This window comes from Nonomuraea sp. NPDC047897, from assembly GCF_043204415.1.
GTDB lineage: Bacteria > Actinomycetota > Actinomycetes > Streptosporangiales > Streptosporangiaceae > Nonomuraea.
The window spans coordinates 1-20,360 of the sequence record NZ_JBIDCC010000026.1 but is presented as its reverse complement, the minus strand read 5'-3'; the positions used below and the strand labels follow the sequence as shown (position 1 = coordinate 20,360).

Below are 20,360 nucleotides of genomic sequence, written 5' to 3'. Positions count from 1 at the left end.
GGCGGACAGGCTCTGGCGCCGACTCGGCGGTGTGGCCTTCGGCGGCGACTACAACCCCGAGCAGTGGCCCGCCGAGACCCGCGCCGAGGACCTGCGCCTCATGGGCGAGGCCGGCGTCAACCTCGTCACCATCGGCGTCTTCGCCTGGGCCCGCGTCGAACCCGCCCGCGACGCCTACGACTTCTCGTTCTTCGACCGGGTCATGGACGACCTGCACGCCCACGGGATCACCGCCGACCTCGCCACCATGACCGCCTCACCGCCGCCGTGGCTCGCCCACGAACACCCGGAGATCCTGCCGGTCACCGCCGACGGCACCGTGCTCGGCCCCGGCGGCCGCCAGCACTTCTGCCCGTCCAGCCCCGTCTACCGCGAACGCGCCGCCGCCCTGGTGGAGCGGCTGGCCGCCCACTACCGCGGCCACCCCGCGCTCGGCCTGTGGCACGTCGGCAACGAGTACGGCTGCCACATCCCCGCCTGCTACTGCGACGTCTCCGCCGACGACTTCCGGCGCTGGCTGCGCGAGCGGTACGCCGGCGACGTGGACGCGCTCAACGACGCCTGGTCCACCGACTTCTGGTCGCAGCGCTACGCCACCTTCGACCACGTCCGCCCGCCCCGCGTCGCCCCCACCTACCCCAATCCCGCCCAGCAGCTCGACTACCTGCGCTTCAGCAACGAGGCGCTGCGCGGCTGCTTCGAGACCGAGGCCGCCATCCTGCGCCGGGTCACACCCGAGGTCCCGATCACCACGAACTTCCTGCTCGGCCTCAAGGCCGTGGACGTCTTCGACTGGGCGCCCCGGCTGGACGTCGTCTCGGTCGACTCCTACCCCGACCCGTTCGACGAGCGCCCCCACCTGTTCCCGGGCCTGGTGTACGACACCATGCGCGGCGCCCGCGGCGGGGACCCGTGGATCCTCATGGAGCAGGCCCCGAGCGCCGTCAACTGGCGCGCCAGGAACGCCGTCAAGCAGCCGGGCCAGATGCGGCTGTGGAGCTGGCAGGCGGTGGCCCACGGCGCCGACGCGGTCCTGTACTTCCAGTGGCGGCAGTCACGCGGCGGCGCGGAGAAGTTCCACTCCGGCATGGTGCCGCACGCCGGAGCCGACAGCAGGGTGCACCGCGAGATCGCGGCGCTCGGCCGGGAGCTCGCCGCGCTGCCCGACCTGCCCGGCACCCGGGTGCGCAACCAGGCGGCGCTGCTCCTCGACTGGAACAGCTGGTGGGCCCTGGAGCTCGACTCCCACCCCTCCGACGCGGTGCGGCAGCAGGACCGGCTGCTCGACCACTACCGCCCGCTGTTCGACCTCGGCGTGGGCGTGGACGTCGTGCCGCCGTCGGCCGACCTGAGCGGCTACTCCCTGGTCGTCGCGTCCAACCTCTACCTCCTGCGCGAGGAGGACGCCGAGCGGCTCACCGCGTACGTGCGCGGCGGCGGCGCGCTGGTCGTCTCGTTCTTCAGCGGCATCGTGGACGAGTACGACCGGGTCCACCTGGGCGGCTACCCGGGCCCGCTGCGTGACGTCCTCGGGGTGCGGACCGAGGAGTTCTGGCCGGCCGCCGAAGGCGAGACGTTCCCGGTGCGGGGCGGCGGCGCGCTGGACGGCGTGGCCGGGACCGCCGACCTGTGGCGGGAGGACCTGCGGCTGACCGGGGCCGAGGCCGAGCTGCTCTTCGACGCGCCCGGCTGGGAGGGGCGGCCCGCGGCCACCCGGCACGCCTTCGGCGAGGGCGTCGCCCGCTACCTGCCGACCCGGCTGGACGAGGCGACCATGCGCGCCGTGCTCGGCCTGGCCCTGGCCGATGCGGGAGTGCGGCCCGTGGTGGAGGGGCTGCCCGCCGGAGTCCAGGCGAGCCTGCGCACCGGCGCGGGGCGCGCGTTCCTCATCCTGCTCAACCACACCGACGGCAAGCAGGACGTCACCGTCGGCGGCGACTGGGTCGGCGCGCTGGACCCGGCGGCCGAGCCGGCCGGCACCGTCACGCTCCCGCCGTGGGGCGTCACCGTCCTGCGCGCCGGCACCCCGTAGCGCGCGGGCCGGGCCGGGGAAGCTAGGCGCGGCGGCGGTGGTGGTCCAGGGCGAGGCGGGCGGCCTGCCAGCCGCCCATGCCGTGCGCGCCCGCCCCGGGCGGGGTGGACGCCGAGCACAGGAAGACGCCCGGCAGCGGCGTGCGCCACGGCGCGGGCGACCACACCGGCCGCCGCACGAACTGCGACAGCGCGGCCAGCCCGCCCCCGATGTCGCCGCCGACCAGGTTGGGGTTGATCGCCTCCAGAGCGGCCGGCCCCATCACGTGCCGGGCCAGCACCCGGTCGCGGAACCCGGGCGCGTACCGGTCGATCTGATCCTCGATGGCGCCCGTCATGTCCACCCGCGAGCCGTTCGGGACGTGGCAGTAGGCCCACAGGGTGTGCCCGCCGCGCGTCGGGTCGGCCGCGTACGGCTGCACGAGCAGCACGTACGGGCGAGGCGAGTGCCGCCCACGGGCCGTCTCCGCCTCGCTGAGCGCGATCTCCTCCAGCGTGCCCCCGAGATGCACGGTCCCGGCGGCGGCGACGGCGGGATCGCGCCACGGCACCGGCCCGTCGAGCGCCCAGTCCACCTTGAACACGCCGGGCCCGTAGCGGAAGCGCCGCAGCCGGTCACGGTAGCGCGGCGGCAGCTCCGCCAGCCCCAGCAACTGCCGCGGGGTCACGTCGAGGACCACGGTCGGCGCGTCGAGCTCCTTCAGGCCGCGCACCCGGTGACCGCTCACCGCCTCACCGCCCGCCGCCAGCAGCCTGGCCACCAGGGCGTCGGCCAGCGCCTGCGAGCCGCCCCTGACCAGCGGCCAGCCCACCTGGTGGGCCAGGGCCGACAGCAGCAGGCCGTACCCGGCGGTGACGGGGGAGCGCAGGTCGAGCAGCGAGTGCGCGGCCATGCCGGCGAACACCGCGCGGCCCTCCACCGTGCGGAACATCCGCCTGGCGTAGGTGGTGGCGGGCAGCACGCCGCCCAGCCCGAACCGGGCGGCCGCGGCGAACGCGCGCGGGTCGGCGTCCCAGGGGCCGAGGGGCTTCAGCAGCAGGTCCGTCAGCGGGGCCCCGGCGCGGGCCGTCGCCCCCGGCCCGGCCAGCCACGCCGCGCCGTCGGCGCCCAGCCCCGCGGCGGTGCGAGCCGCGTCGCGGTGGACGAGCACGGCCGGCCGGTCGTCGAGCGGATGCGCGGCGGCCACGGCGGGATGCGCGAACTCCACCAGCCGCTCGACGCCCAACTCGCGGAACGCCGGCGAGGCCAGGGCGAGCGCCATCACGGTCGCGCCCAGGTCGTGCACCCGGCCGGGCAGCGTCAGCTCCGCCGAGCGCAGCCCTCCGCCGAACCCGTCGGCGGCCTCCAGCAGCGTCACCCGCAGCCCGGCCTCGGCCAGCAGGACCGCCGCGACGAGCCCGTTCGGGCCCGACCCGACGACCACCGCGTCGGCGTTCATCTCACTTGAGCAGGGACGGGAGCGGCTGTGCCGCCCGATGCCGGAGCATGTCGGTCATCAGCTTGATCTCGCCCGCCTGGCCGGTGACGATCTTGCGGGCCATGCCGGCCACCTCCTCGCGGTCGGACAGCTTCAGCAGGCCCTCGGCCATCTGCACGCCGCCCTCGTGGTGGCGGGTCATCAGCTGCAGGAACAGCACCTCGGCCTGGGTGCCGCGCAGCTCCTTGAGCCTGGTCAGCTCGGCGGCCGTGGCCATGCCCGGCATCACGCCCGGCTCGGCGGGGGTGCCGCCGTGGCCGTGTCCGGTCATCCACGCCATCGGCCGCTGCTCGCCGACGGGCGACAGCCCCCACTGCTGCAGCCAGCCGAGGAACATGCCCCGCTGGTTGGCCTGCGTGTTGATGATGTCGAACGCCAGGCTGCGGATCTCCCGCGACTCGCTCTTGTCCCTGATGATGAACGACATCTCGACGGCCTGGGCGTGGTGGGTGGCCATGTCGCGGGCGAACCCGGCCTCCGGCGAGGCGTCGCCCGGCGTGCCACCGCGGCCGAACACGAGGAACAGCGCCGCGGCGACGACGACCACGACGGCCGCCGCGGCGAACGGCTTGGCGGATCTCCCGGGGTTCTCCATGGCGTCTCCAGCGTACCCACCCCCGGCGTCCACCCCGTGCGAAGCCGTGATCTTTCGGCTGAGACGTCTTATTCTCCGCATACGCCCTGAGGGCATAGGGTTACCGCAGTTGGACCGCCGATGGAGGAACGATGAAGGAGAAGGCGCAGGCGAGGCGCGAGCACCTGCAGAAGATGCGCGCCGAGCAGAAGCGCAAGGAGCGCCGGATGGCGTTCCTGATGTGGGGGGCCGGCGGCCTCGTCATCGTGCTGCTCGTCGGGCTGGTCGGGTTCTACCTGGTCAAGCAGGCCCGGGAGACCTCCCTTGAGGCCGTGTCCAACTACTCCTACGAGGCCGGCCAGCACGTCTGGAAGACGGTCTCGTACAAGGAGACTCCGCCCGTCGGCGGCGAGCACAACAACTACTGGCAGCAGTGCGCCGTCTACGACAAGCCCATCCACAGCGAGCACGCGGTGCACTCGCTGGAGCACGGCGCCATCTGGATCACCTACCGGCCCGACCTGCCCAAGGCGCAGGTCGACGCGCTGAAGAAGGTGGCCACCTCGACCGGCCAGCAGGACTACATGCTGGTGAGCCCGTTCCCCGGCCTGTCCTCGCCCATCGTGGTCTCCTCGTGGGGGCACCAGCTCAAGCTCGACAACCCCGAGGACCCCAAGCTGGGCGCGTTCATCAAGAAGTACCAGAACGGTCCGGACACCCCGGAGCCCGGCGCGACCTGCGGCGGCCAGGACGCCATCGTCACCACGGCCGACCAGTCGCCGCTCCCGCCGGAGCCGACCGGCCAGCAGCCGATGCAGAACGCCACCCCGAGCCCGAGCCAGTCGCAGCAGTAGCCCGTCACGCGGCGCGGGCGAGCACCTCCTCGATCGGCACCCACTCCAGGCGGTGCGCCTCGGCCACCGGCCGGCTGGTCAGGTGCCCCTCGTGGGTGCTCAGCCCGCGCGCCAGCGCCGTGTCCTCGGCCAGCGCCCGCCGCCAGCCGAGGTCGGCGATGGCCAGCGCGTACGGCAGCGTGACGTTCGTCAGCGCGAAGGTCGAGGTGTGCGGCACGGCGCCGGGCATGTTGGCCACGCAGTAGAACACCGACTCGTGCACCCGGTAGGTCGGATCGGCGTGCGTGGTGGGCCGCGAGTCCTCGAAGCAGCCGCCCTGGTCGATCGAGACGTCCACCAGCACCGAGCCCGGCTTCATCCGGCTCACCAGGTCGTTGGTCACCAGCTTGGGGGCCCGCGCGCCCGGCACCAGCACCGCGCCGATGACGAGGTCGGCCTCCAGCACCGCGCGCTCGATCTCCAGCGTGTTGGAGGCGAGGGTCTGGCAGTGGCCCTGGTAGACGACGTCCGCCTGGCGCAGCTTGTCGATGTTGCGGTCGAGCAGCAGCACCTCGGCCTGCATGCCGAGCGCGATGGCCGCCGCGTTCATCCCGGACACGCCCGCGCCGATCACCACGACGTTGGCGGCCCGGACCCCGGACACGCCGCCCATCAGCACGCCCCTGCCGCCGCCGGACCGCATGAGGTGGTACGCGCCCACCTGCGGGGCGAGCCGGCCCGCCACCTCCGACATGGGCGCCAGCAGCGGCAGCGCGCCGCCCGCCGTCTGGACGGTCTCGTAGGCGATGCCGGTGACCCCCGAGTCCAGCATGGCCGCGGTGCACGGCCGGGACGCCGCCAGGTGCAGGTAGGTGAACAGCACCTGCCCCTTGCGCATCCGGTGGTACTCCTCCGCCACCGGCTCCTTGACCTTGAGGATCAGGTCGCCCATGGCCCACACCTCGTCGGCGTCGTCGACGATGACGGCGCCGGCCGCCTGGAAGTCGTGGTCCGGGATGGACGAGCCGGTGCCCGCGTCGCGCTCGACGAAGACCTGGTGGCCGTGGCGCACCAGTTCGAGGACGCCCGCCGGGGTGAGCGCCACCCGATACTCGTTGTCCTTGACCTCGCGTGGAACGCCGACCTTCATGATCTACTCCCGGTGGGACGGACGGGTGGAACTGTCGTGTCCAGTCCTTCTTCCTCCCATCCTGCCCCTGTATCGCGGAAAGGCGAGGATTATTCGGCTGATTACCTCGCCAAGCCCCGTCCTCGATAAGCTCACCGGCAGCCCGAACGTCAGGATGGGGTCGTCGTCGTCAAGGCAGGATGGGGATGGACAAGCCGGAGGAGCAGCCCCCTGGCCCGCCGGGGAAGCCTCAGGCCAGCAGGCTCACCACCATCGTGCTGATCGTCTCGCTCGTCCTGGTGGTCGTCGTGGCCGGCGTGCTCGGCACCGTCGCCGTTCTCATGACCCGCAGCCCCGACACCCCGCTGCTCGGCGCGGCGCCGCCGCAGCGGCTGCCCACGGCCGTCCATTTCGCCCCGGTCAGGGAGACTTTGCCCGCCCCTTGTCCCGGTGCGGAGGCCGTCCTCGACGAGCAGCAGTCCACCTGCTACCTGCTGGAGGACGGGGTCACGGTCGGCGCCGTGCAGCGGATCGAGCCGGTGCGCGAGAAGGACGGCACCTACTCCGTGCGCATCGCGATCGCGCCGGCCTTCAAGGAGAAGGTCGTGCGGCTCATCGACGAGATGGTGCAGGAGCAGCGGCAGCTCGCGGTCGTCCTCGTGCCCAAGACCGTCATCGCCACCCCGGTGGTCACCCAGAGCATGGACGGCGACAGCCTCAGCATCGCGGGCTTCACCCGGCAGGACGCCGAAACGCTCGTCGCCCGCCTGCTGGGCTCCGCCGCGGGCACCGGTCAGCCCACCGGCGACCCGGCTCCGACCGGGCCCGCCACCGGCGACCCGGGCACGGGCCTGCCGGGCACGGGCCTGCCGGGCACCGGCGCCCCCGACCCCCTGAACCCGACCGGCGCCCCCAACCCGCTCGACCCCACAGGCCAGCCGGGCACGGGCCAGCCCGGCACGGGGCAGCCCGGCACGGGCCAGCCGGGCACGCCCGGCGGCACGACGCCGGTCTCGGGCGGCCCCGGCTCCACGACGGGCGGCGACCCGAGGTACGCCTCCTGCAAGGAGGCCGTGGCCGCCGGTCGCGGCCCCTACACCCGGGGACGCCACCCCGAGTACGCCTGGTACCAGGACCTCGACGGCAACGGCGTCGCCTGCAACACCGCCGACCTCCGCTGAACCGCCGCCCCGGGCCGCGGGCTCCTGGCTCAGCCGCGTTCGTGCTTGCCGCCGCCCACCAGGGCGACGAACTCGTCCAGCCCGATCCGGCCGTCGCCGTCACTGTCGGCCGCCGCGATGAACGCCTCGATCTCCGCGTCCGTCACGCCCTGGCCGCCGAGCGCCTGGTTCACCTGCCTGATCTCCGACGCGGACAACAGGCCGTCGCCGTCGCTGTCGTACCGCTCGAACTCCGCCTTGGCCGCTTCGCGCGCGTCCATCGGTGCCTCCCCCTGGTCACGGGCTCACCGGACCGGGCTCCCCGGCCCGCTCGCCCCGCGCCCGCGATCCGCGGATCGTCGGGCGGGTCTGGTCAGTGTCGGGCGCGCAGTGCCCGGCCTGCCGGACCGGACGTCTCACGCCAAGGCGATATCTTCTGGTCTGATCGGAACGCGCGTCAACTCGCGCCCGGTCGCCGCCCGCACCGCCGCGGCGATCGCGGGCGTGGACGACAGCGTGGGCGGCTCGCCGGCGCCGCGCAGCCCGTACGGCGCCGCCGGGTCGGGGTTCTCCAGGATCTTCAGCGTCATCGGCGGCATGTCGAGGACGGTCGGGATCAGGTAGTCGGTGAACGACGGGTTCAGCACCCGGCCGTCGCGCACCCGGATCTCCTCCATCAGCGCCAGCCCGAGCCCCTGCGCCGAGCCGCCGTGGATCTGCCCTTCGAGCTGCTGCGGGTTCAGGATGCGGCCGACGTCCTGGACGGCCGCCAGCTCGACCACCTTGACCAGGCCCAGCTCCACGTCCACGTCCACCACGGCCCGGTGCACGCACAGGGCGAGCTGGGTGTGCGAGTCGCCCTGCCCGGTCTCGGGGTGCATCGGCCGGGTGGGCCGGTGCCGGTACTCGCGCGTCTCCTCGATCGGGCCGAACTTCTCCAGCGCCTCCCGCGCCGGCAACCCCTCGAAGCGCGCCAGGACCGCCCGGCAGGCGGCCCGGACCGCGCCGCCCGTGACGTACGACTGGCGCGAGGCCGACGACGAGCCCGCCGAGCCGACCGAGGTGTCGGCCGTCGCCACGGTCACGTGCTCGACGCCCAGCTCCGTCCTGGCGATCTGCGCCTGGACGGTCACCAGCCCCTGGCCCACCTCGGCCGCCGCGGTGTGCACGGTGACGTGCGGCCGGCCGGCGACCAGCTCAGCGCGGACCCGGGCCGTCGAGTAGTCGTCGAAGCCCTCGGAGAAGCAGATGTTCTTGATGCCGACGCCGTAGCCGACGCCGCGCCGTACGGACTCGCCGTGGGTGGTCTGCGACACCCCGCCGGGCAGCGACCGCAGGTCGGCGCCCGAGCGGGGCGGGGGCAGCGGCATGGCCTCCAGCTCGCGCAGCATCCCGGCGAGCGGCGCCGGGGAGTCGATGACCTGACCGGTGATGAGCGCCGAGCCCTGCGAGACGGCGTTGCGGACGCGGATCTCCACGGGTGACAGGCCGCACGCGGCGGCCAGCCGGTCCATCTGCGACTCGTACGCGTAACACGCCTGCACCGCGCCGAAGCCGCGCATGGCGCCGCACGGCGGATTGTTGGTGTAGACGCCCGTCGCGTCCACCCGCACGTTCGGCACCACGTACGGCCCGGCGCCCAGGGACGCCGCGTTGCCCACGACGGCGGGGGAGGAGGAGCAGTAGGCGCCGCCGTCGAGCAGGATGTCGGCCTTGACGTAGACCAGCCGTCCGTCGCGGGTGGCGCCGTGCTCGTAGCGCATCCGGGCCGGGTGCCGGTGCACGTGCCCGAAGAACGACTCCTCACGGCCGTACACGATCTTGACCGGGCGGTTCAGGCGCAGCGCCAGCATGCAGGCGTGCACCTGCATGGACAGGTCCTCGCGGGCGCCGAACGCGCCGCCCACCCCTGACAGCGTCAGCCGCACCTTCTCCGGCGGCAGCGCGAGGCACGGCGCGAGCTGGTCACGGTCCACGTGCAGCCACTGGGTGGCGATGAACAGGTCCACGCCGCCGTCCTCGGCCGGGACGGCGAGGCCCGACTCCGGCCCGAGGAACGCCTGGTCCTGCATCCCGACCTCGTACTCGCCGGTCACCACGACGTCGGCCTCGAAGGTGTCGCCGACCCGCACCGGCTGGTACCTGACGACGTCGCGGGACGCGCGGGGGTCGGTCACCGCCTCCCGCGGCTCGTAGTCCACCACGATCGCCGCCGCGGCCCGGCGGGCCGTCTCCGGATGGTCGGCCGCCACCAGCGCCACCGGCTCACCCTGGTAGCGCACCTGGTCGACGGCCAGCACGGGCTGGTCCTTCAGCTCCAGGCCGTAGTACTTCTCGCCCGGGACGTCCTCGTGCGTCAGCACGGCCCGCACGCCCGGCACGGCCAGCGCCGGCCCGATGTCGATCGACCTGATCCACGCCGACGGGTGCGGGCTGCGCAGCGTCACGCCCCACACCATGCCGTCGAGCCACAGGTCGGAGGCGTAGGCGAACTCGCCCGTCACCTTCAGCGTCGCGTCGGGACGCCGCGCGCTCGCCCCGACGCCCAGCGTCCGCTCCTCGCGCGCCGTCCTGCTCGCCGTCTCCGTCACCCTTCGAGTAGAGCACCGCCGCCGGGGGCCTCCTATGCGCGGGAAGTGAAATCACCGTCCGCAGTCGACCTGCGAAGTTGTATATTCCTCCAAGTGCGCATCCATGACCTGCTGGCCGTCGAGGAGCTGGGTCTGCGCCTGCTCACCGGCGATCCCGGCCGGGAGTTCGACACCGTTCACATCACCGACCTGCCCGACCCCGGCCGCTACCTGGCGGGCGGGGAGCTGGTGCTCACCGGGCTGCTGTGGCGGCACGGGCCGGCCGACTCGGCCCGGTTCGTCGCCGCGCTCGTCGCGGCCGGGGTGTCCGCCGTCGGCGCCGGCCAGGCATGGCTCGGCCACGTCCCCGACGACCTGGTGGCCGCCTGCGCCGACGCCGGGCTGACCCTGCTGGAGGTGCCCACCGAGGTGTCCTTCCGCACTCTCGCCGACCTGGCCGCCCGCGGCCCGGCCGGGCTCCTGCCGGGCGACGTGCGCGACGCGCTCGGCCGCCACCGCCGCCTCGTCGCCGCCGTCGCCGAGGGCGGCGGCCTGCCGGAGCTGTTCGCGACGACCGCCGCCGAACTGGGCGTCACGGGCGCGGTGCTGTCGGCCACCGGCCGGGTGATCGCGGGCTCGGCCGGCGAGGCGGAACGGCTGGCCCGCGCCTACCTGACCGCCCCCCGGCTGCCCTGCCGGGCCGGCCGGCACACGCTGTTCGGCGTCGGGCGCGGCCATCGCGTCGCGGGCTGGGTCCTGGCCTGCGACGGCGACCTGATGGGCCGGGCCGACCTCGGCTACGAGCTGGCCGCCTGCGTGACCCTCGAACGCAGCCGGATGGAGGAGGGGCGCCGGGTGGAGCGGCGGCTGGCGGGCGAGCTCGTCGCGGCCGCGCTCGCGGACACCGACCCGGCCGGGCTGAACGCCCGGCTGCGCACCTGCGGCGTCGACGCCGCCGAGCCGTACGCGGTGGTGAGCGCGACCCTGGCCGGGCCGGACGCCACGCGGGGACTCGACCCCGGAACGCTCGGCGGCCAGGTGGTGGAGGAGCTGCTGGACCTGGAGGTCGTGGCGGCGGGCACCGGCGGCGCGGCGGTGGCGCTGGTGCCGCTGCGCGGCCTGACGGCCGGCGGGCTGGCGCAGCGGCTGCGCCGGGGAGCCCGGGCGCTGGCGGCGCTGCCGGGCACCCGGCTGCTGGCGGGGCTCAGCGGCGCGCTGACCGGCGCGGCGGCGCTCAAGGGGGGCATCGAGGAGGCCGGCCACGCCCGGCGGCTGGCCGAGGCCCGCGCCGACGCCGCCACCCCCGCGGGCCGGGCGGCCGGCGGGGCGGCACCGGGTGGGGCGGCACGGGGCGGGGTGCCACCGGGTGGGGCGGCACGGGGCGGAGTAGCACGGGGCGGGGCGGCTGCCGGGAGCGGCGCGGAGTTCGTGGTCACCAGCGACGAGATCTCCACGCACGCGCTGCTGCTCGCCACGGCGCCGGGGGACGTGCGCCGCTCGTTCGCCGACCGGATGCTCGCGCCGCTGTTCGACTACGACCGGCGCCACCAGTCGGACCTGGTGCGGACGCTGGACACCTACCTCGACTGCGCGGGCTCCTGGAACGCCTGCGCGGCGCTGCTGCACGTGCACGTCAACACGGTGCGCTATCGGATCAGGCGGGTGGAGGAGCTGACCGGCCGCGACCTGTCGGCCATGGCGGACCGGGTGGACTTCTTCCTGGCCCTGCGGGCCGGATGAGGGAGGCGCCCGGTCTCGGCGGCCGCCCGTGGCCCCGAACGCCGGCGCCGCCGGTGTGCGGAGTCGGCGGCACCGGCCCGGACGTGCGGGATGACGCGCGCGCCGTCAGTGCGCCGACGGCGCCGTGACTAGCAGCACAGAGGCGTGTCGAAAGTCGCGAAGATTCCACTTGAGCTGGATGGAGACGAGTCGGCTGCCGCCGCCGTAGCATTGCCTCCGACGGTCACACTCGCCGTCAGCAAGGCAGCAAGTAGGGACAGGGCGATGCGCCTGCGCATGGGGGTTCTCCCTCGCCTTTGGGTTAATCGGACATCATCATCTCAGGGAGCGGGAGCTGTGACCACATCTGACCTGATCGGACTCCGCATCAAGACGGTAAGGCGGCAACGGGGCCTGTCGCAGGCACAGCTGGCACACCCCGAGTTGTCGGACAGCTACGTTTCCTTGATCGAGAGTGGCAAGCGTACTCCGACCCCGGCCGTGCTCGAACTTCTGGCCCAGAAGCTCGACTGTTCGCTCTCCTACCTCCTCAACGGCGTGACCGCCGAGCAGATGGAGGACATCGAGCTCTCCCTCGGCTACGCGCGGATGGCCCTGGAGAACGGTGAGGTCCAGGAGGCCCGCACCCGGTTCGCCGAGCTGCTGGCGAACCATAACCTGGCAGGCCTGACAGCACTCCGTCAAGACACGCAGTACGGGCTGGCGCTGGCGCTGGAGGCGTGCGGAGAGCTGGACGAGGCGATCGCCATGCTCCGCCGGCTGCAGACCGAGGACCCCGGCCCCGACCGGCAGATCGACATCGCCATCGCCCTGTGCCGCGTCTACCGGCTGAGCGACCGGCTCAGCGACGCCGTCAAGGTGGGCGAGTCCGTCCTCGGCGGCCCGGCCCGGCCCACCTGGACCGACGGGCTGGTCGAGCTGGGCGCGACCCTGCTCGGCGCCTACCTCCTCAGCGGCGACCTGTTGCGCGCCCGCCAGTTCGCCGCCGAGCTGCTCAACGCGGCCGACATGCTGGGCACGCCGCGGGCGATCGTCGCCGCCTGCTGGAACGCCGCCGCCGTGGCCGAGAGCACCGGCCACGGCGAGGAGTCGCTGGCCTTCGTCGAGCGGGCCCTGGCCATCCAGTCGGAGAACGGCCAGCCCCGCAACCTGGCCCGCACCCGTGTCGCGTACGCCAGCCTGAAACTGCGCGTCCGTCCCGAGGCCGTCGACGAGGTGCGCGGCCTGCTGCTGCGGGCCGAGGAGGAGCTGGCGCAGACGTCGGCGAGCACCCTCGACAAGGCCAACACCCGGGTGGAGCTGGCCCGCGCCGAGCTGGTGGCGGGCGCGTTCGAGCGGGCCGTCGGCCACGGCCGCGCCGCGCGGGAGCTGCTGCCCGCCACGGCCCGGGCCCAGGAGGCCGAGGCCCACCTGCTGCTGAGCCGCGCCTACGCCGGCCTGGGCAGGCCCGACGACGCCGGGCGCGAGCTGGCCGCGGTCCGCGACTGGCTGACGCCGCTGCCCGACTCCCGCCGCGAGGCCGGCACCTGGTACGCCGCGGCCGAGACGATGGAGCAGCTCGGCGACGCCGACGGCGCGACGGAGGCCTACCGGCGCGCGCTCGCCTGCGTGGGGCTGTAGCGGAGGAGGGACCGGGCGGTGGCGTGGGTAGCCTTGGGGGTGTCATGAACAGATCCCCTCTCGCGGCGATCACCGCGATCCTCGCCGCCCTGTTCCTGCTCGGCACCGCCGGACCGGCTCTGGCGCACGACTCGCTCAAGAGCAGCGATCCGGCCAAGGGCACCACGGTCAAGACCGTGGAGAAGGTGACGCTGGAGTTCACCGCCAAGGTCCGCATGCCCTTCGTGATCGTGCGCGGCCCCGGAGACGAGCAGCACCAGCTCGGCAAGCCCGCACTCGACGGGGCCGAGGTGACGCAGGAGCTCAAGGGCGCGCTGCCCGACGGCAAGTACACCATCGCCTACCGGGTCGTCTCCTCCGACGGTCACCCGATCGAGGGTGAGATCCCGTTCACCGTCAAGGGCGCCACCCCGTCCGCCACTCCTTCGGACAGCTCGCCCGCCGCCGACAGCGCGGCCCCCAGCGCCGAGCCGACCACTGGGCCGACCACTGGTGCCTCCGGGGCGGCCACCGGCGAGCCGACCGCGCAGAGCGGCACGGTCGCCGCGACGGAGGCGGCGGCGCAGCAGCCGGGCACCGGCGCGAGCTTCCCCGTCTGGCTGCTCGTCGTGGTCGGCGCCCTGGCCGGCATCGGCATCGGCCTCGTGCTCAGCATGCGGAAGAAGCGAACGTGACGAGGGCCGCGCGTCTGGCGCTCGCCTCGGCAGGCGCGGCGATCGCCGGCCTGGTCATCGCCATGATCGCCGGTGGCGCGGCCTTTCCCCGCATCATCCCCGGACTGCCCGACGCCGGGGTGCTGACCCGCTGGGGCCTGCCGCTGTCCAAGCTCGGCATGGACCTGGCCGGCGTCCTCACCGTCGGCCTGCTGGCCATGGCCGCCATCCTGCTGCCCGGCGACAAGGGCGTGCTCGGCAAGAGCGCGACCGGCTACGTCCGGGCCGCCTCCTGGACGGGCCTGGCCTGGTCGGTCACGGCGTTCTCGACGCTCGTGTTCGGCATGTCCGACACCGCCGCCGTCCCGGTCAGCGAGGTGCTGCTCAACGGCGCCTACCTCAACAGCTACGCCACCCAGACCGAGCAGGGCGTCGCACTGACGCTCGTGGTGCTGTTCGGCCTGGCGATCGCGCTGTTCGCGCGCAGCTCCATCACGGCGGGCGCGGCCCTCGGGCTGCTGGCGTTCTCGGTGGTGACGCTGCTGCCGCCGACCCTGACCGGGCACGCCTCCTCCTCGCCCAACCACGGGCTCGCCACCGACGCCGTGTCGCTGCACGTGGTCACGCTGGCGCTGTGGGTCGGCGGGCTCGTCGTGCTCGCGCTGCACGCCGTGCGCGGCGCGCCGCAGCTCGACATCGCCGCAGCCCGTTTCTCCCGCCTCGCCCTGTGGTGTTACGTGGGGGTGGGCGTCTCCGGGGTGTTCAGCGTGCTGGCCCGGCTGACCAGCCTGTCCGACCTGTGGACGTCGGCCTACGGCGTGCTCGTCGTCGCCAAGGCCATCGCGTTCGTGCTGCTCGGCTACGCCGGCTGGTGGCACCGCGAGCGCACGATCACCGCCCTGGCCAAGGGCGCGCCAGGCGCGTTCACCCGGCTGGCGGGTGGCGAGGCGCTGCTGATGGTCGCCACCGTCGGCCTGGCGGTCGCCCTCTCGCGCACCGAGCCGCCGCCCGCCAGCATCCCCGCCGACCGCGCCTTCGAACTGCTCGGCTACCCGGTGCCGCCGCCGATCTCGGCGGCCAACATCCTGTCCCTGTGGTGGCTCGACCTGTTCTTCGCGGTGGTCGCCGCCGTCCTCGGCGGCCTCTACGCGGCCGGGGTGGTCAGGCTCCGCCGCCGCGGCGACTCGTGGCCGTGGGGTCGCACCGCCTCCTGGTTCGCCGGCGTGGCCATCCTCGTCGTCGCCACGCAGAGCGGCCTGGCCCGCTACGCGAAGGTCATGTTCGACGTGCACATGATCGAGCACATGACCCTGTCCATGATCGTGCCGATCCTGCTGGTGCTGGGCGGCCCGGTCACCCTCGCGCTGCGCGCGCTGAAGCCCGCGGCCCGGCGCGGCGACCGGGGGCCGCGCGAGTGGCTGACGACCATCCTGCACAGCCGGTTCGCCCGGGTTCTAGGCCACCCCGTGGTCGCCACCGCGATCTTCATCTCCTCGACGTACGCGCTGTACTTCACGCCGCTGTTCGGCGAGGCCATGCAGGAGCACCTCGGCCACCTCTGGATGACGTCGCACTTTCTCATCAGCGGCTCGCTGTTCTTCTGGGTGATCATCGGAGTGGACCCGGCGCCGCACCGCCTGCCGTACGTGGGCAAGCTGCTCACCCTCTTCGTCACCATGCCGTTCCACGCCTTCTTCGGCGTCGCGCTCATGATGACCGGCTCCGTCATCGCCACCGTGTACTACGACCAGCTCGGCCGCACCTGGGGTGGGCCGCTGCTGGAGGAGCAGCAGAACGGCGGCGCGATCGCGTGGGGGTTCGGCGAGATCCCGACGCTGATGGTGCTGCTCGCCATCGCCGTCCAGTGGTACCGCGACGAGGACCGCAAGGCCCGGCGCGATGACCGCAAGGCCGACCGCGGAGGCGGCAACCAGGAACTCGACACCTACAACGCCTACCTGGCCCGGCTCAACCGCGCCGACCGGGCCGCCGACCGGGCCGCCGACCGGGCTGCCGACAAGGGCGAGTAGCCGTTCGGTCACGGCAATCTATCTTCGCGCCGCGTGGCCCGAACCCGACGGGTAGCCTTGCCGCAAGGGGAGAAGGGCATCACCCTCGCAGTGGTGGGTGCATGACCTGAGGGGGGTTGCGCACACCGTGGGAGCGCCGCAGGGGAAGCGGCGAGGGTCCGGGGTGCCCGGGAAGGCGAGAACAGTTGGCGGAAGAGACCCGCATGCGTGAGGGGGGAAACCTCGCCGAGACGCTCGAAAGCAAGCTGGCCCAGTGGTCGGGGCGCACTGGCATCCGCGTCGAGATCTGGGCGCTGCCCGCCTCCGACGCGCCGGCGCCCATCGCCAGGGCGGTGCTCACGGTGCTGGACGAGGCCCTCGCCAACGTCGAGCACCACAGCGGCGCGAGCACCGTGTCGATCGCGGTGACCGTCGGCCGTGGCGGGCTGCGCATGACGGTGAGCGACCACGGCCGGGGGTTCAACCTGGAGCGGACGGGGCCCGGCATCGACCGGATGCGGGCCGCGTTCGACGCCGTGGGCGGCACCCTGTCGATCAACAGCGTGCCCGGCGAGGGCTCCACCGTGACCGGCGTGGTGGCCCGGCCCGGCTGACCGGACACGGCTGACCGGACACGGCTGACCGGACACGGCTGACCGGACACGGCCCGGCTCTACGGCAGGGTGAGGATCTCGCTGCCGGTCTCGGTGACCACGATCGTGTGCTCGAACTGGGCGGTGCGCTTGCGGTCCCTGGTGACGGCCGTCCAGTTGTCGGGCCAGATCTCGTACTCGATCGTCCCGAGTGTCAGCATCGGCTCGATCGTGAACGTCATGCCCGGCACCAGCTCGACGACGAGCGACGGGTCGTCGTAGTGCGGGACCATCAGCCCCGAGTGGAACGTCGTGCCGATGCCGTGCCCGGTGAAGTCGCGCACCACCCCGTAGCCGAAGCGTTTGGCGTAGGCCTCGATGACCCGGCCCACCACGTTGAGCTGCCGGCCCGGCGCGACCGCCCTGATGGCCCGCATCATGGCCTCGCGGGTGCGCTCCACCAGCAGCCGTGACTCCTCGTCCACCTCGCCGACCAGGAACGTCGCGTCGGTGTCACCGTGGACGCCGCCGATGTAGGCGGTGATGTCGACGTTGACGATGTCGCCGTCGCGCAGCACGGTGTCGTCGGGGATGCCGTGGCAGATGACCTCGTTGATCGAGGTGCACAGCGACTTGGGGTAGCCCTTGTAGCCGAGCGTGCTCGGGTAGGCGCCGTGGTCGAGGAGGAACTCGTGGCCGATCCGGTCGAGCTCGTCGGTGGTGACACCCGGCCGGACGTGCCTGCCGACCTCTTCGAGGGCCTGTCCGGCGATCCTGCCCGCGACGCGCATCCGCTCGATGGTCTCCGGGGTCTTCACGTCGGACTCGCCCGTCTTCGGGCGCTTCTTTCCGACGTACTCCGGCCGCTCGATGTGGGCGGGGACCTTGCGCACGGGCGAGACTCGCCCTGGCTGGAGCAGTGTCGTCATGAAACACGAGTGTACGGGGCAGAATAAGCCCCGTGAGCGATGGCCAGTGGTGGTTCTGCCTCAAGCACATGCGCGTCGAGCCCGACCAGGGCTGCCCCAACAAGGACCGCATGGGGCCCTATCCGACCGAGCAGGAGGCCGCCGGCGCCCTGCAGCGGGCGGCCGACCGCAACAAAGCCTGGGAGGAGGCCGACCTCGACGACGACTGACCCGCAGGCGCTTGTCAGACGACCGCGTACGCCCGTACGGGGAAGGTGCCCATGCCCGCCACCATCGGCGGGGCGGCGTGGAACCTGAAGCCCTCGTCGGGCAGCCCGGCCAGCCCTGTCAGGTGCTCGACCAGCGGGATGCCGGCGCCGAGCAGGATCGTGTGCGCCGGCCGCTCGCCGTGCGGCGGCGTGTCGTCGATGTTCAGCGAGTCGATGCCGACCAGCGCCGCGCCCCGTTCGGCCAGCAGGCCGGCCGACTCGGGCGCGAGGTACGGATGGTCGCGCCGGTACGCCTCGGCGCCGAAGTGGCGGTCCCACCCCGTGTGGATCAGCACAGCCCGGCCGCGGACGTCGAGCCGGTCGTCGATCCGCACCTGCCTGCCGTCCCGGTCCGTCGCCCGCACCACGAGGCCCGGCAGGTCGGCGAGCCGGTCGATCGGCACCTGCGACAGGTCGGCGCCGCCCGCGTAGCGGTGGTGGGGCGTGTCCAGATAGGTGCCGGTGTTGGCCGCCAGCGTGATCAGGCCGATCTCGAACTCCGTGCCCGGCGCGTACACGTGCCGAGACTCCTCGCGGCTCAGATGCGTGCCCAGCACCGGTCCAGGCACGCCCGGGTAGGTGATCATCCCCGGCGTGATGCGGTGGCTCAGCTCCACGATCATCGGGCGACTCCCATGCGGGTCAGCTTGACCAGGGACACGACGCCGATGCCGGCCCAGACGAGGTTGAGCCCGGCCGACGGCCAGGCGTCGTTGTAGGCGCTGTTGGCCATGAGGGCGACCGAGCCGACGAGGTTGACGACCTGGTAGGACGCCCTGTCGCCGGACATGCGCCCGGTGGAGACCATGCCGTAGCCGAGCACGAGCAGGCCCGCGCCGATCCAGCCGACGGCGTCGAGGAGGAGGTTCATGAGCTCATTGTCCGAATGCCAGCCGCTAAAGCGCAATTAAAGACATCTAAATCATGGCGTAAGCTCACCTATATGGACATCGACCCCAGGCGGCTGCGGGTGCTGCACGAGGTCGCCCGCCGCGGCGGGGTGATGCGCGCGGCCGAGGCCCTCTTCCTGACCCCCTCCGCCGTCTCCCAGCAGCTCGCCCAGCTCGAACGCGAGGTCGGGCTCGCCCTCATCGACCGCTCCCAGCGCCGCGTCTCCCTCACCCCAGCGGGCCGGGTCCTGGCGGGCTACGCCGAGCGGGTCGAGGAGGAGCTGGCCGAGGCCCGGCGCGAGCTGACCCGCTTCACCGAGCGGCTGGCCGGCCCCGTCCGGATCGCCGCCTTCCCCACGGTGATCAGGCACATGCTGGTGCCCGCGCTGCGCGACCTGGCCACCCGCCACCCGAAGATCACCCCCGTCATCCACGAGGTGTACGGCCAGCCCGCCCTGCAGGAGCTGCGGCTCGGCGCCGTGGACGTGCTCATCACCGAGCGGGACATGAGCCTGCCCGTGCTGGCGCAGCCGTCACTGGCGACCCGCCCCCTGTACGTCGACGAGTACCGCATCGTGGTGCCGCCCGACTGGCCCGACCCGCCCCGTTCCGTCGCCGACCTGGCCGACGTCCCCTGGGTGGCGAGCGAGCCCGACCAGGCGTGCGGCCAGGCGCTGGACCGGCTGGCCGCGCTGCACGGCTTCGAGCCGCGCAAAGTGCACGTCATCACGGAGTTCGGCCCGACGCTGGCGCTGGTCGCGGCGGGGCACGGGGTGGCGATCGTGCCGACGCTGGCCCTGCTCGACGTGCCGGAGGGTGAGGTGCGGGTGAGCGAGCTGCGCGAGGTGGGGGCGCGCCGCCTCGACGCCGTGACCCGCGTCAGCCGGACCCGGTCGGGCGAGCCCGACCCGGTGCAGGCGGTCATGATCAGCGCCATCGAGGACGCCACCGCCGCGCTGGAAGCCTCGCTGAAGGGCCACCTCTCACCCGCCTGACCGGACGCGCCGGCCTAGTCGTGCACGCGCGGGCCGGTCAGCCGTTCCAGGAGGACGGCGAGCCGCTCGCGCAGGCCCGGCTGCCGGGGCAGCTCGCCGGCGGCGGCGCTGACCAGGTGCTGGGCCCCGTCGAAGGTGACCGGCGAGCCCGGCGGCACCGCGATGGCGTCGTGCGCCAGCCCCGCCAGCTCCGCGTCCGCGCCCTCCAGCGCCAGAACCGTCGCCCCCGTACGGCGGGCGTCGTCCACCCGTTCTAGCAGCGGCACCGGCGCCTGCCGCTCGGCCACCACGAACAGCGTCTCCCCGCGCCCCGCCCGCTGGATCCGGTCGATCCCCACCCCCAGGTGGGCGGGCGCGCCGGGGGGCGGTCGCCAGCGGACCAGCGTGGGGGCGAGCTGCGGCAGGCCGGACAGCCGGGCCTCGTCGCCGAGGTGCGCGGTCAGGTGCCACGGCTCGTCGTCCGGCGTGCCCACCACCAGCAGCCCACCGGGGGATCGGGTGGCCCGCAGCGCCTGGCCGAGCTCGCGGGTGCGGTCGAGCCACCCCGTTTCGGCGAGCACCTCGCGGAGGAGGGCGACCGCGCCGGCGTCCATCAGAGCCTCCCGAGGGGACCGGCGGCTTGAGCCGTCGGGGGAGTCGGGAGTGGGGGGGCCGTCAAGGCCCGAGCGTGCCCTGACCTGTCAGATTCGGGCATCAGAGGTCTCCGTTCATCGTGCGTTAGATATATGACGCTGGGATAGTGATCGTGTGGCTCGTCAGGTGCGCACCTCCCCCGGCGCGGCGTACGACCTCGGGTACCACGTCGTGCGGTGCCCGAAGTACCGCCGCCCGGTCCTCGGCGGGCGGGTGAAGACCGGCCTGGAGGAGCTGATCCGCGCCAAGGCCGGCGAGCACGGCTGGGAGATCGT

20 protein-coding genes are annotated in these 20,360 nt (G+C 73.5%); 11 read left to right on the top strand and 9 right to left on the bottom strand.

The window, feature by feature from the left end; translation table 11 throughout:
• The first annotated feature begins 31 nt into the window (after nt 1-31).
• Nucleotides 32-2,032, top strand: coding sequence for a beta-galactosidase (locus ACGF0J_RS36645; protein ID WP_393153656.1), 2,001 nt, complete (start codon nt 32-34; stop codon nt 2,030-2,032).
• Between the two features lie 22 nt (nt 2,033-2,054).
• Here ACGF0J_RS36645 and ACGF0J_RS36640 read toward each other — a convergent pair whose 3' ends face one another.
• Both ACGF0J_RS36640 and ACGF0J_RS36635 read right to left on the bottom strand, forming a co-directional pair.
• Nucleotides 2,055-3,470 (bottom strand): phytoene desaturase family protein, encoded by a 1,416-nt coding sequence (locus ACGF0J_RS36640; RefSeq protein ID WP_393153654.1) that lies wholly within the window; start codon nt 3,468-3,470, stop codon nt 2,055-2,057.
• A gap of 1 nt (nt 3,471) precedes the next feature.
• On the bottom strand, nt 3,472-4,104 hold the full coding sequence (locus ACGF0J_RS36635) for a DUF305 domain-containing protein (RefSeq protein ID WP_393153652.1): 633 nt from the start codon (nt 4,102-4,104) through the stop codon (nt 3,472-3,474).
• 131 nt (nt 4,105-4,235) lie between these two features.
• Between ACGF0J_RS36635 and ACGF0J_RS36630 the strand changes: the two genes are divergently transcribed.
• Complete coding sequence (locus tag ACGF0J_RS36630; protein ID WP_393153650.1) at nt 4,236-4,937, top strand: DUF3105 domain-containing protein; 702 nt, start codon at nt 4,236-4,238, stop codon at nt 4,935-4,937.
• Nucleotides 4,938-4,941: 4 nt separating this feature from the next.
• Here the strand turns inward: ACGF0J_RS36630 and ald are convergent, their stop codons facing one another.
• Nucleotides 4,942-6,066, bottom strand: coding sequence for an alanine dehydrogenase (gene ald / locus ACGF0J_RS36625; RefSeq protein WP_393153648.1), 1,125 nt, complete (start codon nt 6,064-6,066; stop codon nt 4,942-4,944).
• Between the two features lie 185 nt (nt 6,067-6,251).
• On the opposite strand from ald, the gene ACGF0J_RS36620 reads away from it, so the two are divergent.
• A complete protein-coding gene (locus tag ACGF0J_RS36620) occupies nt 6,252-7,226 on the top strand; it encodes an excalibur calcium-binding domain-containing protein (RefSeq protein WP_393153646.1) in 975 nt (324 codons plus the stop codon).
• A gap of 29 nt (nt 7,227-7,255) precedes the next feature.
• Here ACGF0J_RS36620 and ACGF0J_RS36615 read toward each other — a convergent pair whose 3' ends face one another.
• Both ACGF0J_RS36615 and ACGF0J_RS36610 read right to left on the bottom strand, forming a co-directional pair.
• Nucleotides 7,256-7,486 (bottom strand): EF-hand domain-containing protein, encoded by a 231-nt coding sequence (locus tag ACGF0J_RS36615; RefSeq protein ID WP_393153644.1) that lies wholly within the window; start codon nt 7,484-7,486, stop codon nt 7,256-7,258.
• 135 nt (nt 7,487-7,621) lie between these two features.
• Nucleotides 7,622-9,796: a molybdopterin cofactor-binding domain-containing protein gene (locus ACGF0J_RS36610; protein ID WP_393153642.1), complete on the bottom strand. Its 2,175-nt coding sequence runs from the start codon at nt 9,794-9,796 to the stop codon at nt 7,622-7,624.
• Between the two features lie 93 nt (nt 9,797-9,889).
• Between ACGF0J_RS36610 and ACGF0J_RS36605 the strand changes: the two genes are divergently transcribed.
• The 5 genes from ACGF0J_RS36605 to ACGF0J_RS36585 all read left to right on the top strand — a co-directional run bounded on the left by ACGF0J_RS36605 (nt 9,890) and on the right by ACGF0J_RS36585 (nt 16,411).
• Nucleotides 9,890-11,515 carry a PucR family transcriptional regulator gene (locus tag ACGF0J_RS36605; protein WP_393153640.1) on the top strand — a complete coding sequence of 542 codons (1,626 nt, stop codon included), beginning with the start codon at nt 9,890-9,892 and terminating at the stop codon, nt 11,513-11,515.
• Nucleotides 11,516-11,791: 276 nt separating this feature from the next.
• Complete coding sequence (locus tag ACGF0J_RS36600; RefSeq protein WP_393153743.1) at nt 11,792-13,135, top strand: helix-turn-helix domain-containing protein; 1,344 nt, start codon at nt 11,792-11,794, stop codon at nt 13,133-13,135.
• A 44-nt stretch (nt 13,136-13,179) separates the two neighbouring features.
• The gene (locus tag ACGF0J_RS36595) at nt 13,180-13,809 is read left to right on the top strand and encodes a copper resistance protein CopC (RefSeq protein ID WP_393153638.1); all 630 of its coding nucleotides are present in this window, start codon (nt 13,180-13,182) and stop codon (nt 13,807-13,809) included.
• Nucleotides 13,806-15,818 carry a cytochrome c oxidase assembly protein gene (locus tag ACGF0J_RS36590; RefSeq protein WP_393153636.1) on the top strand — a complete coding sequence of 671 codons (2,013 nt, stop codon included), beginning with the start codon at nt 13,806-13,808 and terminating at the stop codon, nt 15,816-15,818. The genes ACGF0J_RS36595 and ACGF0J_RS36590 overlap by 4 nt, the downstream gene beginning before the upstream one ends.
• Before the next feature lie 203 nt (nt 15,819-16,021).
• Nucleotides 16,022-16,411, top strand: a complete 390-nt coding sequence (locus ACGF0J_RS36585) for a sensor histidine kinase (protein ID WP_393153634.1) — start codon at nt 16,022-16,024, stop codon at nt 16,409-16,411.
• Nucleotides 16,412-16,470: 59 nt separating this feature from the next.
• On the opposite strand, the gene map is transcribed toward ACGF0J_RS36585, so the two are convergent.
• Nucleotides 16,471-17,319: a type I methionyl aminopeptidase gene (map, locus tag ACGF0J_RS36580; RefSeq protein WP_393153632.1), complete on the bottom strand. Its 849-nt coding sequence runs from the start codon at nt 17,317-17,319 to the stop codon at nt 16,471-16,473.
• A 32-nt stretch (nt 17,320-17,351) separates the two neighbouring features.
• Between map and ACGF0J_RS36575 the strand changes: the two genes are divergently transcribed.
• On the top strand, nt 17,352-17,528 hold the full coding sequence (locus ACGF0J_RS36575) for a hypothetical protein (RefSeq protein ID WP_393153751.1): 177 nt from the start codon (nt 17,352-17,354) through the stop codon (nt 17,526-17,528).
• 14 nt (nt 17,529-17,542) lie between these two features.
• Here the strand turns inward: ACGF0J_RS36575 and ACGF0J_RS36570 are convergent, their stop codons facing one another.
• Entirely contained in the window at nt 17,543-18,190 is a 648-nt protein-coding gene (locus ACGF0J_RS36570; protein WP_393153630.1) for a cyclase family protein, read from the bottom strand.
• The gene (locus tag ACGF0J_RS36565) at nt 18,187-18,438 is read right to left on the bottom strand and encodes a hypothetical protein (protein WP_393153628.1); all 252 of its coding nucleotides are present in this window, start codon (nt 18,436-18,438) and stop codon (nt 18,187-18,189) included. The genes ACGF0J_RS36570 and ACGF0J_RS36565 overlap by 4 nt, the downstream gene beginning before the upstream one ends.
• A gap of 72 nt (nt 18,439-18,510) precedes the next feature.
• On the opposite strand from ACGF0J_RS36565, the gene ACGF0J_RS36560 reads away from it, so the two are divergent.
• Nucleotides 18,511-19,452, top strand: a complete 942-nt coding sequence (locus ACGF0J_RS36560) for a LysR family transcriptional regulator (protein ID WP_393153626.1) — start codon at nt 18,511-18,513, stop codon at nt 19,450-19,452.
• 14 nt (nt 19,453-19,466) lie between these two features.
• Here the strand turns inward: ACGF0J_RS36560 and ACGF0J_RS36555 are convergent, their stop codons facing one another.
• A complete protein-coding gene (locus ACGF0J_RS36555) occupies nt 19,467-20,045 on the bottom strand; it encodes a hypothetical protein (RefSeq protein ID WP_393153624.1) in 579 nt (192 codons plus the stop codon).
• A gap of 154 nt (nt 20,046-20,199) precedes the next feature.
• Here ACGF0J_RS36555 and ACGF0J_RS36550 point away from each other — a divergent pair.
• Nucleotides 20,200-20,360, top strand: a 161-nt coding sequence (locus ACGF0J_RS36550; RefSeq protein WP_393153741.1) for a transposase, incomplete at its 3' end; no start/stop codon positions are given.

Coding starts and splice junctions, on each gene's coding strand:
- ACGF0J_RS36640 (WP_393153654.1), bottom strand. CDS start 3,470: ATGAACGCCGACGCGGTGGTCGTCGGGTCGGGCCCGAACGGGCTCGTC.
- ACGF0J_RS36635 (WP_393153652.1), bottom strand. CDS start 4,104: ATGGAGAACCCCGGGAGATCCGCCAAGCCGTTCGCCGCGGCGGCCGTC.
- ACGF0J_RS36630 (WP_393153650.1), top strand. CDS start 4,236: ATGAAGGAGAAGGCGCAGGCGAGGCGCGAGCACCTGCAGAAGATGCGC.
- ald (WP_393153648.1), bottom strand. CDS start 6,066: ATGAAGGTCGGCGTTCCACGCGAGGTCAAGGACAACGAGTATCGGGTG.
- ACGF0J_RS36620 (WP_393153646.1), top strand. CDS start 6,252: ATGGACAAGCCGGAGGAGCAGCCCCCTGGCCCGCCGGGGAAGCCTCAG.
- ACGF0J_RS36615 (WP_393153644.1), bottom strand. CDS start 7,486: ATGGACGCGCGCGAAGCGGCCAAGGCGGAGTTCGAGCGGTACGACAGC.
- ACGF0J_RS36600 (WP_393153743.1), top strand. CDS start 11,792: ATGGGGGTTCTCCCTCGCCTTTGGGTTAATCGGACATCATCATCTCAG.
- ACGF0J_RS36595 (WP_393153638.1), top strand. CDS start 13,180: ATGAACAGATCCCCTCTCGCGGCGATCACCGCGATCCTCGCCGCCCTG.
- ACGF0J_RS36585 (WP_393153634.1), top strand. CDS start 16,022: ATGCGTGAGGGGGGAAACCTCGCCGAGACGCTCGAAAGCAAGCTGGCC.
- map (WP_393153632.1), bottom strand. CDS start 17,319: ATGACGACACTGCTCCAGCCAGGGCGAGTCTCGCCCGTGCGCAAGGTC.
- ACGF0J_RS36570 (WP_393153630.1), bottom strand. CDS start 18,190: ATGATCGTGGAGCTGAGCCACCGCATCACGCCGGGGATGATCACCTAC.
- ACGF0J_RS36565 (WP_393153628.1), bottom strand. CDS start 18,438: ATGAACCTCCTCCTCGACGCCGTCGGCTGGATCGGCGCGGGCCTGCTC.
- ACGF0J_RS36560 (WP_393153626.1), top strand. CDS start 18,511: ATGGACATCGACCCCAGGCGGCTGCGGGTGCTGCACGAGGTCGCCCGC.
- ACGF0J_RS36555 (WP_393153624.1), bottom strand. CDS start 20,045: ATGGACGCCGGCGCGGTCGCCCTCCTCCGCGAGGTGCTCGCCGAAACG.